Raw genomic sequence first — 15,191 nt, forward strand, 5'->3', positions numbered from 1 at the left:
GCCAAAGTGCAGCGACCAGTCTTTGTCCTCCGAAGAGGATTGCCGGTGGCCAAAAAAGCCGCATCCTTCGCCGCCCTGGGCGGCCTGGTATTTTCCACCGACGCAGGTCGCCATTGTCCGGACTGTCGCCAGCCGGTGGATGCCTGCATCTGCAAACAAACCGTTATCCCTGCCGGCGACGGCATCGCGCGCGTGCGCCGCGAAAGCAAGGGCCGTGGCGGCAAGACGGTGACCACCATCAGCGGCGTGCCGCTGGCCATCGAGGCGCTCAAGGACCTGGCCACGACGTTGAAGAAACGCTGTGGCACAGGTGGCGCGTTGAAGGACGGGGTCATCGAAATCCAGGGCGATCATGTCGAGCTACTCTTGGGCGAGCTGATCAAACACGGTTTCAAAGCGAAGAAATCCGGCGGCTAGCAGCCTCTGTGAAAACCACCGGCGACTTGATGCAGTCCTGAATGACTCGGGTTTTACGTCGTCACCATGGTTTTCACAGAGCCTGTTCTGACCGGTTTCTAAACTCAAGGCTGCAACCGAGGTCTATCTCCCCGTTGCAGGCTAATCGTCATTTTCATTCTTTAGACTGCGCCAGCCTCTGACGGGGTGGCGCTCTTTGACTTCATTTATAGGGGACTTCGATGTCCGTACGACGCACACGCAAAGACGATGGCAGCCAATGGACAGTTGCGGACAGCCGCAGCGTTTACGGGATTCGCCATTGGGGGGCCGGGTATTTCGCGATCAGTGACGCCGGTCGCGTCGAAGTTCGTCCGAACGGCCCGAGCAGTTCGCCTATCGATCTGTTCGATCAAGTCGCGCAGTTGCGTAAAAGTGGCCTGTCCTTGCCTTTGCTGGTGCGCTTCCCGGACATCCTGCAGGACCGCGTCCGCCAGTTGACCGGTGCGTTCGACGCGAACATCGAGCGCCTGGAATACCAGAGCAAGTACACCGCGCTGTACCCGATCAAGGTTAACCAGCAGGAAGCGGTGATCGAGAACATCATCGCCACCCAGGACGTTTCCATTGGCCTGGAAGCCGGCTCCAAGCCTGAGCTGCTGGCCGTGTTGGCCCTGGCGCCGAAGGGCGGCACCATCGTGTGCAACGGTTACAAGGACCGTGAGTTCATCCGTCTGGCGCTGATGGGCCAGAAACTGGGTCACAACGTGTTCATCGTGATCGAGAAAGAATCCGAAGTCAGCCTGGTGATCGAAGAAGCGGCCTCGCTGAAGGTCAAGCCTCAGGTTGGCCTGCGGGTTCGCCTGTCGTCCCTGGCGTCGAGCAAGTGGGGCCGACACCGGCGGTGAGAAATCCAAGTTCGGTCTGTCTGCTGCCCAATTGCTGTCGGTGGTCGAGCGCTTCCGCGCTGCTGGCCTGGATCAGGGCATTCGCCTGCTGCACTTTCACATGGGTTCGCAGATCGCCAACCTGGCGGATTACCAGCACGGCTTCAAGGAAGCGATTCGTTACTACGGCGAACTGCGCAACCTGGGCCTGCCGGTGGATCACATCGACGTTGGCGGTGGCCTGGGCGTCGACTACGACGGTACGCACTCGCGTAACGCCAGTTCGATCAACTACGACATGGACGATTACGCCGGTGTCGTGGTCGGCATGCTCAAGGAATTCTGCGACGCGCAGAGCCTGCCGCATCCGAACATCTTCTCTGAAAGCGGCCGCTCGCTGACCGCTCACCACGCGATGCTGGTGGTGCAGGTGACCGATGTCGAGAAACACAACGACGACGTGCCGGTGATCGAGAACAAGGAAAACCTGCCCGAAACCGTGCAATGGCTGGTTGACCTGCTGGGCCCGACCGACATTGAAATGGTCACCGAAACCTACTGGCGCGCCACGCACTACATGAGCGATGTGGCCAGCCAGTACGCGGATGGCAAGCTGACCCTGGCTGAAAAAGCCCTGGCCGAGCAGTGCTATTTCGCGGTGTGCCGTCGCCTGCACAACTCGTTGAAAGCCCGTCAGCGTTCCCACCGTCAGGTGCTCGACGAACTCAACGACAAGCTGGCCGACAAGTACATCTGCAACTTCTCGGTGTTCCAGAGCCTGCCGGACACCTGGGCCATCGGCCAGGTGCTGCCGATCCTGCCGCTGCACCGTCTCGACGAAGAACCACTGCGCCGTGCAGTGCTGCAAGACCTGACCTGCGACTCCGACGGCAAGATCAAGCAGTACGTCGATGAGCAGAGCATCGAAACCAGCCTGCCGGTCCACGGCTTGAACGATGGCGAAGACTACCTGCTGGGGATTTTCCTGGTGGGCGCCTATCAGGAAATCCTGGGTGACATGCACAACCTGTTCGGTGACACCGACTCGGTGAACATCTACCAGAATGCCGATGGCAGCGTTTATCACGCGGGTATCGAAACCCACGACACCATCGAAGACATGCTGCGTTACGTGCACTTGTCGCCGGAAGAACTGATGACGCATTACCGCGACAAGGTCGCCAGCGCCAGAATCAGCCCGGCCGAGCGTACCCAGTACCTCGACGCCCTGCGTCTGGGGCTGACCCGCTCGTCTTACCTGTCTTCTTGAGGTAACGGGCTGCTGTGACCGGGTTGTCAGAAAATGTTCCGCTAGGCGCGGAAATTTCTGAGGGCCCGGTACGGTTTTTCTTCTTTTACTCGATGATTTTTTGCGCTCTGTTTCTATCAAACAGAGGCGGTCTTTATTTCGCGTAGGTCATTTCCTAAGTTGTACTTCTGCACTCTACTCGGCCATGTCTCTCAGCGAGAATCCCCGGCCGCCCCTCCTGTAGAGAAACGCCGATGTTCGATCCAGCCAGCGAGCCGTCATTTCGTCTGGACATAGCGGGCCAGCCCCATCCCCTTGATGTTTTAGCGTTTACCGGCCACGAGTCGATCAGCGAGCCGTTTGCCTTCGATCTGGAACTGTTGGTCAATGACCCGGACCTGGATCTGGCAGGCCTGCTGTATCGCTCGGCCTACTTGCAGTTTTCCAGTGGGCGCGGCGGTGTTCATGGGCAGATTCATGAAGTTGTTCAACGCGAACAGGGTGTGTCGCCCAGCCGTTGCCGGGTGCGCCTTGGGCCCAGGCTCGCCTGCCTGGCGCTGCGCTTCAGCCAACGGATTTTTACCGGGCTACCCGTACCTGAAATTCTCAGGCAGGTGCTGGATGAGCACGGTATCCGTCAAGACGAGTGCCGCTTCGAGTTGCAGGGTGATTACCCGGTTCGTGAGGTGTGCAGCCAGTACCGCGAATCGGACCTGCAATTTCTTCAGCGCTTGTGTGCCGAGGAAAAAATCCACTTTCACTTCCGGCACCGCAAGACCGGGCACCGTGTGGTGTTCGCAGACCGCCGGCAGAGTTTTCGCCGGGGTGCCTGCACGGTCTTTCGCGGTGAAGACAAACACGGGGCGATCAGGCAGTTGAAGGTGCTGGCGAAGACCGCTGGGGTCGGGCCACAGGCGCAGGGCGAGAGTGACTTGCCGGGCCTGCGCAGTGGCCTGGTGCTGCCGCTGGCGGGCCATCCCCTGGCGCACTTCAACCGCCTGTGGTTACTGACCCGGGTCGATCATCAAGGTGGCCAGCCGCAAGCGCTTGAGTATCGCAACCGCTTTCAGGCCATCCCCTTGGCCGTGCCGTTTGTCGTGAACGGGTCGCCGGTGAAGCCCCGGATGAGCGGCGTGCAGCGGGCATGGCGAGTCGATGCCGAAGGTGATGAACCGGGGCGAGTGGCCGTGCAGTTTGATTGGGTGTACCAGGGCGAGGGCGCCAAACCCAGTCATTGCTGGTTGGCTGCCCCGGTCGGTTCAGGGGCCGAACTGAACAGGGGCGATGCGGTGCTGGTTGGCTACGCCGAGGATGATCCGGACCGGCCCTTTATACACCGCGTCTTTCAGGACGTAGCGGCGCCTGCCGCGCCGTTGTTGCAGGCGTCGATCAGCCAGGCATTGTTGACGGATGACCGGCCCAGGCTGCAATTGTCGAGTGGCCTGGCGCTGACCTTCGAGGCCGACAGCGAGTTGCTGTTTACGGTCGGTGACAGCGCGATCAGGTTCAGCGGCAACGGACTCGAATTGTCCAGCGCTCACATCAGCCTTGTCGCTCAGGAGCCGGTGACTGCCAGTTCAGCAACGACCAGCCCGGACTGCGGTGTCGACACGGGTGCCGATCACGAAGGATTGCGCGGGTTGGTTCAGGCCAGTCATCCGTTGGTGCTGCTGTGCCTATTGCCAGAGGGCGGCAGTTTCGAACACTGCAGTGCTTCGGTCTGCACCTGCCGTTTGTTGGCGCGGTCCAGCCGAAGTGCCGCGCGATGAGCGCTGTCCTGACCCCAGAGGCCACGCCGCAGTGGCTGTTGCTTGATGTTCCGGGATCGCCGCAATCGGCGCTGAACTTGCAGCAACAGTTTGCCGATGTGCCACGCTTTTCGGTGTTCGAGGGCACGGACCTGCACGCTGTTCGCGCCAGTGGCCCGCTGTTGGTCGAGTTGAGCCCGCGCTCGATGCTGGGGGCTGAGTGTCGGCGTGAGCCCCTGGCCTGGCCAGGTTTGCTGTTGGCCAGCCCGGCGCCCATGTCGCAACTGCTGGAGCATTTGCAGCGGATGCTGACGGTCACCTTCAGCCTGCATTACAAAGGCTTGCTGAGTTACTACAACCCGCAGACCGCCAGCTACTTTTTTGACGTGGACGATGCCGGTGAGTTGAGCCGCTGGTTGGGGCCGATCAATCAACTTCACTGGTACGGGGGCACTTGGGCCGATCAGGCTACCGGCAGTTTGGGGTGGCAGCATTTGGTCAATCCACGGTTGGCGGTCAGTGGCCTGGCAATCGAAGACAGCCTGAGTGCCGGTCAGCAAGCCCGGTTGCAGACTTGCCTGTTGGAACGACATGCCTGGCACTGGTGTCGCTCGACCGGTCGCGACTATGACCTTATCTGGCGTCACTTGCAGGAAGGGCTTGAATGGGGGCTGAGTGACAGCCCCGTGCTCGATGGCTGGTTACGGTTACGCTTGCAGCACCCGTCGGCGACGGTGCCGCTTGATTGGCCCGGATACACCCAGCAGGAGCGGCTGGATTATTTGCGCAACCGTTGGCAGAGCGATTCTTCCTGAGCGGCGTGAAGCCGGGAGGGCGGTTCAGTGAACATGACCGCTGAACCACGCATCCTGCCTGCGCAGGTGCCAGGCGAAGGCGGCGAGAGTCAGGCTGCGCAGCAGCATGAACAGCAGAAAGGTCAGCCACAGGCCATGGTTGCCATAACCTTGCAGCGCCCAGCCGAACGGCAGCAGCAACAACACCGTCAGCAGCATGCCGTTGCGCATTTCCCGGGCACGGGTGGCGCCGATGAACAGGCCGTCGAGCAGGTAGCTCCACACGGCAATCAGCGGCAAGGCGGCAAGGTAGGGCAGGTAGATGAACGCGGTGTCGCGCACGCTCTGGATGTTGGTCTGCATCTCGATGAACAGATGACCGGCGAAGAGAAACAGCAACGCAAACCCCAGGCTGGCGATCAACGACCAGCCGCAGGCAACCACCAGCGAACGGCGCAAGGCCTGCCGGTCACGGGCGCCGATGGCGTGGCCGCATAACGCTTCCACGGCATGGGCCAGACCATCGAGGGCGTGAGCAGTCAGCAGCAGGCCGTTGAGCAGTAATGCGTTGGCGGCAACGGTGGCGTCGCCCAGCCGGGCGCCCTGCACGGTGATCAGGAAAAACACCGATTGCAACGCCAGGCTGCGAATGAAGATGTCACGGTTGACTGCCAACAGCGGTCGCCAGCTCTGCCACACCGCCAGTGCGGCCCAGGCGATGTGACCCGGATAGGCGCGCAACGCCTTGCCGGTCATGGCCAGGCCGACCAGGGCGCCGGTCCATTCGGCGATCACCGAGGCCCGCGCCGCACCGACCACGCCCCACTCCAACCCGAGGACAAACCACAGGTTCAGCGCAATGTTCACCAGGTTGGTGGTCAGCAGAATCGCCAGCGGCGCGCGGGCATTCTGCGTGCCCAGGAACCAGCCGACCAAGGCATAACTGGCCAGGGCTGCCGGCAAGCCAAACAGACGGGTGTGGAAAAACTCGCGGGTCAGTTGATCGAGTTCCGCCGACGGTTGCATGAAGTGCAGCGCGACCCCGCTCAGCGGAACGCCCAGCACCCCCAGCACCAGCGACAGCCCCATGGCCAGCAGCAAGCCTTGCAACAGAATCTGGCGCAACGCCGCACCATCCCCGCGCCCGGCGGCCTGGGCGGCAAAACCGGTGGAGCCCATGCGCAGGAAACCCATGGCCCAGGCCAGAAAAGTGTACAGGCTGGCGCCCACCGCGACGGCGCCGAGTTGGTGGGCGTGGGGCAGGTGGCCGATCACCGTGCTGTCGACCAGCGCCACCAGCGGCACGGAAATGTTCGACAGAATCATTGGCGCGGCGAGCGCCCAGACACGGCGATGGGTCGGGCGATCGCGCCAGTCGGTGATCAGGGTGGGCATGCGGGCTCCTTATTGAGCCGGCATTGTAGCGGCAGGCTGACGTTTGGCAGCGGTACAGTTGCGGGGTTTGATCAGTGAATGATCCAGCTCAGCAGCCACAACCCGAGGACCAGCCAGATGATTCCCATGACGATCGAGGCGCGCATAAAGGCGCGGATCGCCGAGTACAGCAGCATCAAGCCGATGATCAGCGTGAGGATGCTGACGAGTGAGGCGTCCATGCCCAGCGCTCGCGAAAGCCCGTCGATAAAGTTGCCGCCCGCGTGGGTCAGCATGTTGAACAGGCCACTGAGGCCGTCGACGATGAACCGGATGACCGAGCCCAGCGCCTGGCCGAGCCATTCGAAAAAGCTTTCTACCTGCATGTGTGCGTCCTGATTAAAAAGAGGGCGGGGTGCCGGCGCAAGCCTTGGGCACGACCGGTGTCGGGGAGTTCCCTGCAATCATAGTGGTTTGCCACGTTGTCGGTACATCGGGATGCGGCAGCTGCCTCTTGCCTTCAACGCCCAAGCCCCCGAAGCTATAGGCCTTCAGGAGAGCCCGATGAACCTTGTTGAACTGACCGAACGCCTACACTGCATCCGCGACCGCAATGATTGGCGGCAATTTCACAGCCCGAAAAACCTGGCCATGGCCGCCAGCGTGGAAATGGCCGAGCTGGTGGAAATCTTCCAATGGCTCAGCGAAGACCAGTCGCGTCAGCTACCGGCGGAAAAACTGGCCCACGCCGGGCAGGAAGTCGGCGACATCGTGCTCTACCTACTGCTGCTGTGCAGCGAGTTGGGGTTGGACATGGAACAGGTGGTGCGCAGCAAACTCGCAGACAGCGAACGGCGGTTCAGCTGATGAGCGACCGTCATTTCGATCAGTTGGCGACCCGTTTCGCCGAAAAAATCTACGGTGGCGCCAAGGGTGCGATTCGCCTTGCGGTGCTTCAGGCCGACCTGGCTGAAACCCTGCCGGACCGCCCGCTGCGGGTGCTGGACATCGGCGCCGGCCTTGGCCACATGTCGTTGTGGCTGGCTGAACGTGGCCATCACGTGACCTTGGCCGAACCGGCCGAACCCATGCTGGAAGGTGCTCGCCAGCGCTTTGCCGACGCCGGGCAAACGGCGACCTTCATCCAGGCTCCGTGGCAGGACTTGCTCGGTCAGCTCACCGAACCTTACGACCTGGTGTTGTGCCATGCGGTGCTGGAATGGCTGGCCGAACCTCACGCGATTCTGCCGGTGCTGCACCAACTGACAACGAAAGAAGGCTGGCTGTCGCTGGCGTTCTATAACCGCGATGCACTGATTTATCGCAACTTGCTCAAGGGTCATTTCCGCAAGATGCGCAAGAACGACATGGCTGGGGAGAAGCAGAGCCTGACCCCGCAAATGCCGTTGGACCCACGCGAGTTGGCGGCAAAACTGGAAGGCCTGTGGCAGGTCGAAACCCAGAGCGGCGTGAGGGTGTTCCACGACTATATGCCGGTGGAGTTCCAGGCCCGCGCCGAGTTGCTGGACTTGCTGGAAATGGAACTGGCCCATCGTCGTCATCCAAGCTTTGCCGGACTTGGGCGTTATTTGCACTGGATCTGCCGTCCGGTTTAAACCGGCAGTCGTGGAGGCCGCATGAACCCTCGATTTGGATTGATCGTGCTGTGCCTGGGGCTGGCTGCCTGTGAGGGCAGCAATCCGTATGTCGCCACGTCCAACCCCTTGCCGCCGGCCCCGGCGCAAGCGGCCAATACGTTCGATCGCAGCGCCTACCCGGCACCGCCACGCGATTATGGGCGCTATCGCAATTGGGCCTGGCTCAATGGGCGCTTGCCGGCGGGTTCGGCCTGGGCAGACTCCTCGCAGATTGCCGAAGCGGTCGGTAGCGCCCTCGATCAACAGGGCTTGCGACCACGCTATGACAACCGCCCGGCAGACCTTTGGGTCAGCGCCGACCTGCGTCTGGAAAAACGCCTGCGTCAGGTCCAGGACGATTACGGTTACGGCGGGTACGGCGGCTACAACCGCTATGGCAACGGTTACGGCATGTACGGCAGCGTGCCGATTGTGCGCACCTATGAGGTTGACGTGGTGGTGGTCCGGATCAACCTGTTCGACGGCGCCAGCGGTCAACCGGTCTGGAGCGCCAGCGCCGAGACCAGCAGCCAGGGTTCGCAGATCGAGCGCGCCGATGCCTTGCGTGAAGCTGTGGAAAAGGCCATGTCGGCGTATCCTCCTAGTTAGCAACACCCCTGGGGCAGATGTCTTCAACCGGAGAAAAATCATGGTCCGCCGTTTCGCTTTACTGGCTTGCGCCGTGCTGCTCAGCGCCTGCCAAAGCAACCAGGTCAATCACGACTTCGACGCCAGTCGCGACTTCTCGGCCTATCGCAGCTGGAGCTGGAAAGCGCCCGCGTTGCAGTACCGCCCGGACGATCCTCGCATCAAGAGCGACCTTACCGAACAACGCATCCGCCAGGCCGTTGCCGATCAGTTGGATCAACGTGGTCTGCGCCCGGCGGCGGCCGGTGCCCGGGCTGACGTCAATGTGCAGGCTTACCTGATCGTCGAAGACCGTCAGCAGCAAGTGACCACCAATTACGGCGGTGGCTGGGGCCAGCCATGGAACGGTTACTGGGGCGGGCCGATGTACAACGAAACCCGCAACGTCACCTATAAAGTGGCGACCCTGCAGATCGACCTGCTCGATGGCAAGGACGGCAAACTGGTGTGGCGCGGCAGCGACGAGCAAATGCTCAGCAGTACGCCGAAACCGTCGGATCGCAGCGCCGCAATCCGCGAAACGGTAGGGCGGATACTGGCCAACTACCCGCCTCGGTAACCTCACGAAGATCGCCTCCACTACGGAGGCGATCTTCGTTTCAGGGATGCCAATTTCCATCTCCGGCGTACTCGACGGGTGTTGACTACACTGCTGAGCATCGATGGAGGTAGCGCTCGGCCTTGTGCCGACAAAGGAGTGCGCCATGCCCGCTCATTTTCGCGGCCCGAACGGGCAACGTGGCGCCATTGGCCTGATCGCGGCATTGACCATGGGGGTGGCGCTGCTGTTCGTGCTGGTGGTGGTCGACACCGGTCGGCTGTACCTGGAGCGGCGCTCGTTGCAGCGGGTGGTCGACACGGCGGCACTGGAAGCGATCAGCCGCGACGGCAATTGCCTGCCAGGCCTGAGCGCCGCCACGTACGTCACGCAGAGTGCGACCCGCAACGGTTTTATCGTCGACCCCAACCGGACGCTTGCCACCACCTGCGGCACCTTGCAAACCGGTGTCGGCGGCATTCGGGCATTCATCGTCGATGCCAGCAAGTCGACGGCGATTCGGGTGATCGGCACTCATACGGTGTCCACCAGCATTGCGGCCGGAGTTGCCGCGCTGTTTTCCGGTGGGCCACTGAACCTCAACACCCAATTGACGGCCACCGCCGTTGCCGCCGAGCCCAAGGCAACACTGGCGCAATTGAGCATTCGCAGCACGCTGGCGAGCGTCGACACCGCCCGCTCAAACATCCTGAATCCGCTGTTTTCGGGCCTGCTTGGCGGCAACGTCAACCTGACGGCTGCGGGCTGGGATGGGCTGGTCAAGACCGACGTCAATTTGCTCAAGTACATGGACCAGTTGGCTATCCAGTTGGGGGTGACGGCGGGCGACTACACCGCGTTGCTGAATCAGCAAGGCACGGTGACCCAATTCCTGAAGGCCGCCGTGACCGTCGCCAACCTCAACGGCGCCACGGCCACGGTGGTCACGGCATTGGGTGACCTGCAACTGGGCGCGGCCAATGCCAGGCCGATCAAACTGGGGGATGTGCTTCAACTGCAAACTGGCACGCAGATGGCCGGCCTGGATGCCACGGTGCAGTTGTTCCAACTGGTTCAGGCGTTTGTCCAGTTGGCGAGCATGAACAGTGGCGTGAGCGCGACGGTGCCGCTGAATGTGTTGGGCCTGGCGGGCGTGAGCACCCTTATCAAAGTGGTTCAGCCACCGCAGTTCTCGGCGGTAGGCGACCCTGAACTGGCCAAGGCTGCGCCGCTGGGAGCGAACAGGATTTACGTGCGCACCGCCCAGGTCCGAATCCTGACAACCGTTGACCTGTCCCTGATCAACGTGGTGCTGCAACTGGTCAATACGTTGTTGAGCACGGTCGTTGTGGCGATCAACACCTTGCTGGCACCGGGCTGTTTGCTGGGCACCTGTACCCAGACCGATCTGGAGATCACGCCCAACGGAATCAACCTCAATGTCGGTCTGGAAGCAGGGATTGGCAGCAGCTATGTCACCGACTACACCTGCGTCAGCCCCACCAGTAAAAGCCTGACCGCCACCACCGAGGTGAGCGCTGCTCGCGTCGGTGTCGGGCAGGTCAACGCAGCGTCCTGGTTGGCATCGGGTGGCGATTTTTCACCCTTGACCCTGGTCGATATCGGTTCGAAAACCTGCCATTTTGGCAGTTGCGGTCCGCGTATCCCGTTTGCTGGTGGCGGGTTGGAAGTTCAGGTCAACAGCCCGATTGCCGGGACCCTCGAGCCCAATTACACCTACGTCAACCCGCAAGAGATCAACGTACCGCCGCTGCCGTTGCACACGGTGTCCGTGTCGGGGGTGGTGAACAGTCTGAACGGGACTTTGGGCGGCATCACGCTGATTTCCCATGCGCCGACCCTTACCGGCAGCTTGTTGGGGGTGTTGCTCAATACGCTGGTTACGACGCTGAATCAGGTCGTCGGGCTCTTGACGTCGGCCATCAGCGGTTTACTCGCGCCGCTGGTCGATTCGCTGGTCAACGCCTTGCTGTTCAACCTGGGGATCGACGTCAACAAAGTGGACGTGGGCTTCAACCTCACGTGCGGGCAGAAAGGCAAAGCCTACCTGGTGATTTAGTCGTCCAGGGCAATCGGCAGCTCGATGCAGAACTGTGCGCCTTCCAGGGCGTTGCTGGCGCTCAGGCGGCCGCCCATGTTTTCCACGATGCCGTAACTCACCGACAACCCCAGGCCCGTGCCGACGCCTACCGGTTTGGTGGTGAAGAACGGCTCGAAAATCCGCTCCAGCAAACGCGGGTCGATGCCGCCGCCATTGTCTTCGACCCATAGCCGTACCGAGCGTTGATCACGGTCGGTGTGGACCGAGATCCAGGGCTCAAAGTCCCGTTGCGCTTCGCGCTTGCTCAGCAGTGCGTCGCGGGCGTTGACGATCAGGTTGATCAACACCTGCTCAAGCTGATCGACATGCCCGCGCACATTGACCTCGAAGCCGATATCACCGATCCGCAACTCGACCCCTTTGCCGCGCATGCCTTCGGCCAGCAACGACAACGTGCCTTCCACCGCTTGCACCGGGTTGAAGAGCTTTTGCTCGATCTCCGAGCGGCGGCCGAACACCCGCATGTGGTCCACCACCCGCGCAGCCCGCTGGACCTGCGCGTCGATGCGGTTGAGTTTGTCTTGCAGGTAGTCGATCTGCACGTCGCCGTTGCTCAAGCGCTTGAGCACATTGACGATGGCCATGCGCATCACGTTCAGCGGTTGATTGATTTCGTGGGCCAGGCCGGTGGCCATTTCGCCGAGGGTGGCCATTTTTGCGCTTTGCGTGAGCTGCTGCTGGGAGCGCCGGACTTGCGTGTTGTCGCGGCCCACGGCCTGTATTTCCAGCAATTGGCCGTGCTCATCGAACACGCCGCGATCGGACCACACCCACCAGGCGTGTTCGCGTCCGGGCAATTGCAGGTTGATTTCCGCAGTGCTCACGGGGTGTTCCGGCGTCAATTGGGCGAGGCGCAGGACAAAGGCTTCACGCTGCTCGTCCGACAGCCAACTGCCCAGGCTCACCCCCGGCAATTGTTCGGGCAGGCATTCCAGATACGTCGCCAGTGGCCGGTTGCCAAAGGTCAGGGTCAGGTCCGGACGATAGCGGCAGATCATCGCTGGCGAGTCTTCCACCAGGATCCGGTAGCGTTCTTCACTCTGTTTGACCTGCTCGGCGGCCAGGGTCGCTTCGGTGACGTCCAGCCACAGGCCGACGGCTTCTACCGGCAAGCCGAGGTCGTCGCGCAGCAGTTTGGCTTCGTCGAGCAGCCAGTGGTAATCGCCACGGCTGTCGCGCACCCGATAGCGGGCGCGCGTTGCGCCCTCGCGCAGCAGTTGCCGGGTTCGTTCGAAATAGTGGTCCCGGTCTTCGGGGTGGACGCGTTCGATCAACGCGCCGTCAGCGCAATCGGCAAGGCTCCAGCCGAGCAGCGGCTGCAGGCTGTCGCTGAAAAAGGTCGGTTGCAACGCGCCTTCGACATAGCGCTGAACGTAGATCACCGCCGGCGAACTGGCGATCAGGTTGTCCAGCCGCGCATGGGCCGCGGCGGCTTGTTGTTGCTGGTTCTTGATGTCGCTGATGTCGAGCATGAAGCCCACCAGGCGACGGTGTTCACCCACCCCCAAGGCCTGGCCTTGCAGGCGATACCAGACCGGGTTCTGCGCCGAATCGCTCTGATGCAGGCGCACGCAAACCAGCAACGCCTTGCCTTGTTCATCCAGCGCCTGCAAGCGACTGCCGAGCTCTTCGCGGTCGGCCGGATGGATGCGCGCGAGCCAGTTGCCCAGCGGCAACGGGCGGGTGGGCAGTTGCAGGGCCAGGGCCAGGCACGGGGCCAGTTGCACCTGGACGCGAGCGCCGAACACTTCCCACCAACCGGTGCCGAGCAGAACCTGCAAGGCTTCAAGACGTTCCAGTTGTTGATCGTGTAACTGTTCGCGCAAGCGGTTGAGCAACGGTGCGGCGATTGCCGCGCTCAGGTGCTGCCAGTCCCGGTCGCTCAGGTCCGGTGCGAGCGGCGGCGCGGGATAAAAGCCACAGAGCAACCAGGCCGCGACGCCGTGGGTATCGCGATAGGGCACCGCCAGGCCATCGGTATTGCCAAACAGAGGGTGCACGAGCGCGTGTTCGCGCATGCCCTGATTCACGCTCAGGTGCAGCACCGTGGTGGCGTCCAGGCTGCTCAGGCCGTTGCCCAGTCGCTGCCCGTCGTGCCACAGGGTCGGGGCGGGAAAGGTGCTGAACTGGCGATGAACCTGCCAGCCTTCCTGCCAGCCTTCCTGCTGGTCGTCGGGCAGGGCGATGGCCACGCAGGGAATCTGCCAGCGTTGCGCTACCGCTTGCAGTTGGTCCCGCAGAACGTCCCCCAGGCGCGGTAGGCTGCACACGCGCAATTGCTCGCTGATGTGCCCGGCCAACACCTGGCATTGCTCGCGACTGCGTGACTGCTGGCGTTCGTGAAGCAAATCGCCGATGTCCAGCAGCGAGAGGCTCCAGTCATCGCCCAAGGGCTGGACCCAGCCGCGCACATGCAGGACCGTGTCGCTCATCGCCAGGAAATCCAGGTCCAGGGTGTGTCCCTGCCAATCGGCGGGCTGGCCTTCCACCGTCAGGGCGCTGTGGGGCATCAGGCAATCGCGCAGCAGGGGGGAGCGATCCGGTGCAATCGTCAGGGTCAGTTGATGGCGCAGCGGGCCGCTCATGTGCAAAACCCGGCCTTCGGGGTCCAGCAACAGGTGCAGGCCAACGCCCGGCGCGCTCGGCGCAGGTGCGGTGTCGAGGACGGGTAACGCCTGGCGTTTGAGCAAGCGAGCGAAGAGATTATCGCCACTGCTCAAAACTGCAGGCTCGACTTGGCCGTCAGGAGTGTCGGCAGATTGGGCACGGCGCCGATACCGGGCAGCACCAGGCGCGGCAGGACCTGATAGAGCTTGCTGGACGGGTAGTTGATGGTGACTGACAGCACGCCATTGGCGTAGAGCGCCGTGGCATCGGTGTCGGCATTGAATTGCAGGGCAGTGGGGATCCACGACAGTTGCTGTTTGAGTACGGTGATGGAAAGGGTTTCGATTGTGTTCTTGTAGCCCGTGGTGGTCGGGTCCACTGCCACGCTGCGCCGCACGGCTTCGGCCGTCGACTCGTTGAACGACTGCATCATCAGCAGCGGCAGGCTATAGCTGACGAGACCGTAAAACACCGCGAAAAAAATCACGAACACCAGCGCGAACTCAATCGCCGCGGCACCTTTTTGCTTTCTGCGCAGGCCTGCTTTCATGAGTGCGTCTACCCTGACTCTCACTGTGTGCTATCAGCATAGAATCATTCGGCCAAAACGGACGTCTTTTAGCCCATGCACAGTCTTGTCCTGTTGATCTGGTTGGCGCTGTGCGCGGCGCAGGACGCACAACAGCGCCATATCGCCAATGCTTTGACCCTGGGAGGCGCTGCGTTGGCGCTGGTGTACCTGCTCTGGGCGGGCAGCACCTGGCTCGGCGCGAGCGCGGCACAGGGTGGCTGGGCGTTTTTACTGGCGCTGGCGTTCACCGTGCCTGGTTATGCCTTGGGGCGTCTGGGCGCCGCTGACGTGAAGCTGATGGCGACGATCGGTCTGGCCAGCGACACCTTGACGGTGTTGGGCTGTTTTGTCGGGGCAGGGGTTGCCAGCCTCGTCTGGCTGGTGATCGGGCCGAAGCTGTGGCCATCAATGAGTCAGGGGCTCAGGCATCGACTGCGGTACCTGGCGCCCGAGCTGTCAAAAAACACACCGTTCGCCCCGTTTGTGTGGATCGGCCTGTTGGCGTCGCTGCTTTGGATCCATTAGTCGCGTAATGCCTCTATCGCTATGTGAATAGTCGCAAAGTAGTCTACTTTCAACTCAGTATCGTCACAGCCCACTGCTGTCGGTACCTGAGCGGT

13 protein-coding genes and 1 pseudogene are annotated in these 15,191 nt (G+C 62.0%); 10 read left to right on the forward strand and 4 right to left on the reverse strand.

Translation table 11 applies throughout. The features are described from left to right. Positions 1 to 45: 45 nt before the first annotated feature. The 4 genes and pseudogenes from AABM54_RS03460 to AABM54_RS03475 all read left to right on the forward strand — a co-directional run bounded on the left by AABM54_RS03460 (position 46) and on the right by AABM54_RS03475 (position 5,095). On the forward strand, positions 46 to 417 hold the full coding sequence (locus AABM54_RS03460) for a translation initiation factor Sui1 (RefSeq protein WP_347903803.1): 372 nt from the start codon (positions 46 to 48) through the stop codon (positions 415 to 417). A 221-nt stretch (positions 418 to 638) separates the two neighbouring features. After that, positions 639 to 2,553 (forward strand): annotated as a pseudogene (gene speA, locus AABM54_RS03465) (arginine decarboxylase). A 233-nt stretch (positions 2,554 to 2,786) separates the two neighbouring features. Continuing rightward, positions 2,787 to 4,301, forward strand: a complete 1,515-nt coding sequence (locus AABM54_RS03470) for a contractile injection system protein, VgrG/Pvc8 family (RefSeq protein WP_347903805.1) — start codon at positions 2,787 to 2,789, stop codon at positions 4,299 to 4,301. After that, positions 4,298 to 5,095 carry a DUF4123 domain-containing protein gene (locus tag AABM54_RS03475; RefSeq protein WP_347903806.1) on the forward strand — a complete coding sequence of 266 codons (798 nt, stop codon included), beginning with the start codon at positions 4,298 to 4,300 and terminating at the stop codon, positions 5,093 to 5,095. The genes AABM54_RS03470 and AABM54_RS03475 overlap by 4 nt, the downstream gene beginning before the upstream one ends. Before the next feature lie 24 nt (positions 5,096 to 5,119). Here AABM54_RS03475 and AABM54_RS03480 read toward each other — a convergent pair whose 3' ends face one another. Both AABM54_RS03480 and AABM54_RS03485 read right to left on the reverse strand, forming a co-directional pair. Continuing rightward, a complete protein-coding gene (locus tag AABM54_RS03480) occupies positions 5,120 to 6,469 on the reverse strand; it encodes an MATE family efflux transporter (protein WP_347903808.1) in 1,350 nt (449 codons plus the stop codon). 71 nt (positions 6,470 to 6,540) lie between these two features. Then, positions 6,541 to 6,834: a hypothetical protein gene (locus tag AABM54_RS03485; protein WP_347903810.1), complete on the reverse strand. Its 294-nt coding sequence runs from the start codon at positions 6,832 to 6,834 to the stop codon at positions 6,541 to 6,543. Positions 6,835 to 7,012: 178 nt separating this feature from the next. Here AABM54_RS03485 and AABM54_RS03490 point away from each other — a divergent pair, with 178 nt between their 5' ends. The 5 genes from AABM54_RS03490 to AABM54_RS03510 all read left to right on the forward strand — a co-directional run bounded on the left by AABM54_RS03490 (position 7,013) and on the right by AABM54_RS03510 (position 11,351). After that, a complete protein-coding gene (locus tag AABM54_RS03490) occupies positions 7,013 to 7,315 on the forward strand; it encodes a MazG-like family protein (protein WP_347903811.1) in 303 nt (100 codons plus the stop codon). Further along, on the forward strand, positions 7,315 to 8,064 hold the full coding sequence (locus AABM54_RS03495; RefSeq protein WP_347903812.1) for a methyltransferase: 750 nt from the start codon (positions 7,315 to 7,317) through the stop codon (positions 8,062 to 8,064). Before AABM54_RS03490 ends, AABM54_RS03495 begins: the two co-directional genes overlap by 1 nt. A gap of 21 nt (positions 8,065 to 8,085) precedes the next feature. Then, positions 8,086 to 8,694, forward strand: coding sequence for a DUF4136 domain-containing protein (locus tag AABM54_RS03500; RefSeq protein ID WP_347903813.1), 609 nt, complete (start codon positions 8,086 to 8,088; stop codon positions 8,692 to 8,694). 40 nt (positions 8,695 to 8,734) lie between these two features. Next, entirely contained in the window at positions 8,735 to 9,292 is a 558-nt protein-coding gene (locus AABM54_RS03505; RefSeq protein ID WP_347903814.1) for a DUF4136 domain-containing protein, read from the forward strand. 145 nt (positions 9,293 to 9,437) lie between these two features. Then, the gene (locus AABM54_RS03510) at positions 9,438 to 11,351 is read left to right on the forward strand and encodes a pilus assembly protein TadG-related protein (RefSeq protein WP_347903815.1); all 1,914 of its coding nucleotides are present in this window, start codon (positions 9,438 to 9,440) and stop codon (positions 11,349 to 11,351) included. Here AABM54_RS03510 and AABM54_RS03515 read toward each other — a convergent pair. After that, positions 11,348 to 14,113 carry an ATP-binding protein gene (locus tag AABM54_RS03515; RefSeq protein WP_347903816.1) on the reverse strand — a complete coding sequence of 922 codons (2,766 nt, stop codon included), beginning with the start codon at positions 14,111 to 14,113 and terminating at the stop codon, positions 11,348 to 11,350. The two genes, AABM54_RS03510 and AABM54_RS03515, sit on opposite strands and share 4 nt — an antisense overlap. Beyond that, entirely contained in the window at positions 14,110 to 14,550 is a 441-nt protein-coding gene (locus AABM54_RS03520; protein ID WP_347903817.1) for a TadE/TadG family type IV pilus assembly protein, read from the reverse strand. Before AABM54_RS03520 ends, AABM54_RS03515 begins: the two co-directional genes overlap by 4 nt. A 75-nt stretch (positions 14,551 to 14,625) precedes the next feature. Here AABM54_RS03520 and AABM54_RS03525 point away from each other — a divergent pair, with 75 nt between their 5' ends. Then, the gene (locus tag AABM54_RS03525) at positions 14,626 to 15,096 is read left to right on the forward strand and encodes a prepilin peptidase (protein WP_347903818.1); all 471 of its coding nucleotides are present in this window, start codon (positions 14,626 to 14,628) and stop codon (positions 15,094 to 15,096) included. The last annotated feature ends 95 nt before the right edge of the window (positions 15,097 to 15,191 follow it).

Source organism: Pseudomonas purpurea (genome assembly GCF_039908635.1).
Classification (GTDB): domain Bacteria; phylum Pseudomonadota; class Gammaproteobacteria; order Pseudomonadales; family Pseudomonadaceae; genus Aquipseudomonas; species Aquipseudomonas purpurea.

Coding starts and splice junctions, on each gene's coding strand:
- AABM54_RS03470 (WP_347903805.1), top strand. CDS start 2,787: ATGTTCGATCCAGCCAGCGAGCCGTCATTTCGTCTGGACATAGCGGGC.
- AABM54_RS03475 (WP_347903806.1), top strand. CDS start 4,298: ATGAGCGCTGTCCTGACCCCAGAGGCCACGCCGCAGTGGCTGTTGCTT.
- AABM54_RS03480 (WP_347903808.1), bottom strand. CDS start 6,469: ATGCCCACCCTGATCACCGACTGGCGCGATCGCCCGACCCATCGCCGT.
- AABM54_RS03485 (WP_347903810.1), bottom strand. CDS start 6,834: ATGCAGGTAGAAAGCTTTTTCGAATGGCTCGGCCAGGCGCTGGGCTCG.
- AABM54_RS03490 (WP_347903811.1), top strand. CDS start 7,013: ATGAACCTTGTTGAACTGACCGAACGCCTACACTGCATCCGCGACCGC.
- AABM54_RS03495 (WP_347903812.1), top strand. CDS start 7,315: ATGAGCGACCGTCATTTCGATCAGTTGGCGACCCGTTTCGCCGAAAAA.
- AABM54_RS03500 (WP_347903813.1), top strand. CDS start 8,086: ATGAACCCTCGATTTGGATTGATCGTGCTGTGCCTGGGGCTGGCTGCC.
- AABM54_RS03505 (WP_347903814.1), top strand. CDS start 8,735: ATGGTCCGCCGTTTCGCTTTACTGGCTTGCGCCGTGCTGCTCAGCGCC.
- AABM54_RS03510 (WP_347903815.1), top strand. CDS start 9,438: ATGCCCGCTCATTTTCGCGGCCCGAACGGGCAACGTGGCGCCATTGGC.
- AABM54_RS03520 (WP_347903817.1), bottom strand. CDS start 14,550: ATGAAAGCAGGCCTGCGCAGAAAGCAAAAAGGTGCCGCGGCGATTGAG.
- AABM54_RS03525 (WP_347903818.1), top strand. CDS start 14,626: ATGCACAGTCTTGTCCTGTTGATCTGGTTGGCGCTGTGCGCGGCGCAG.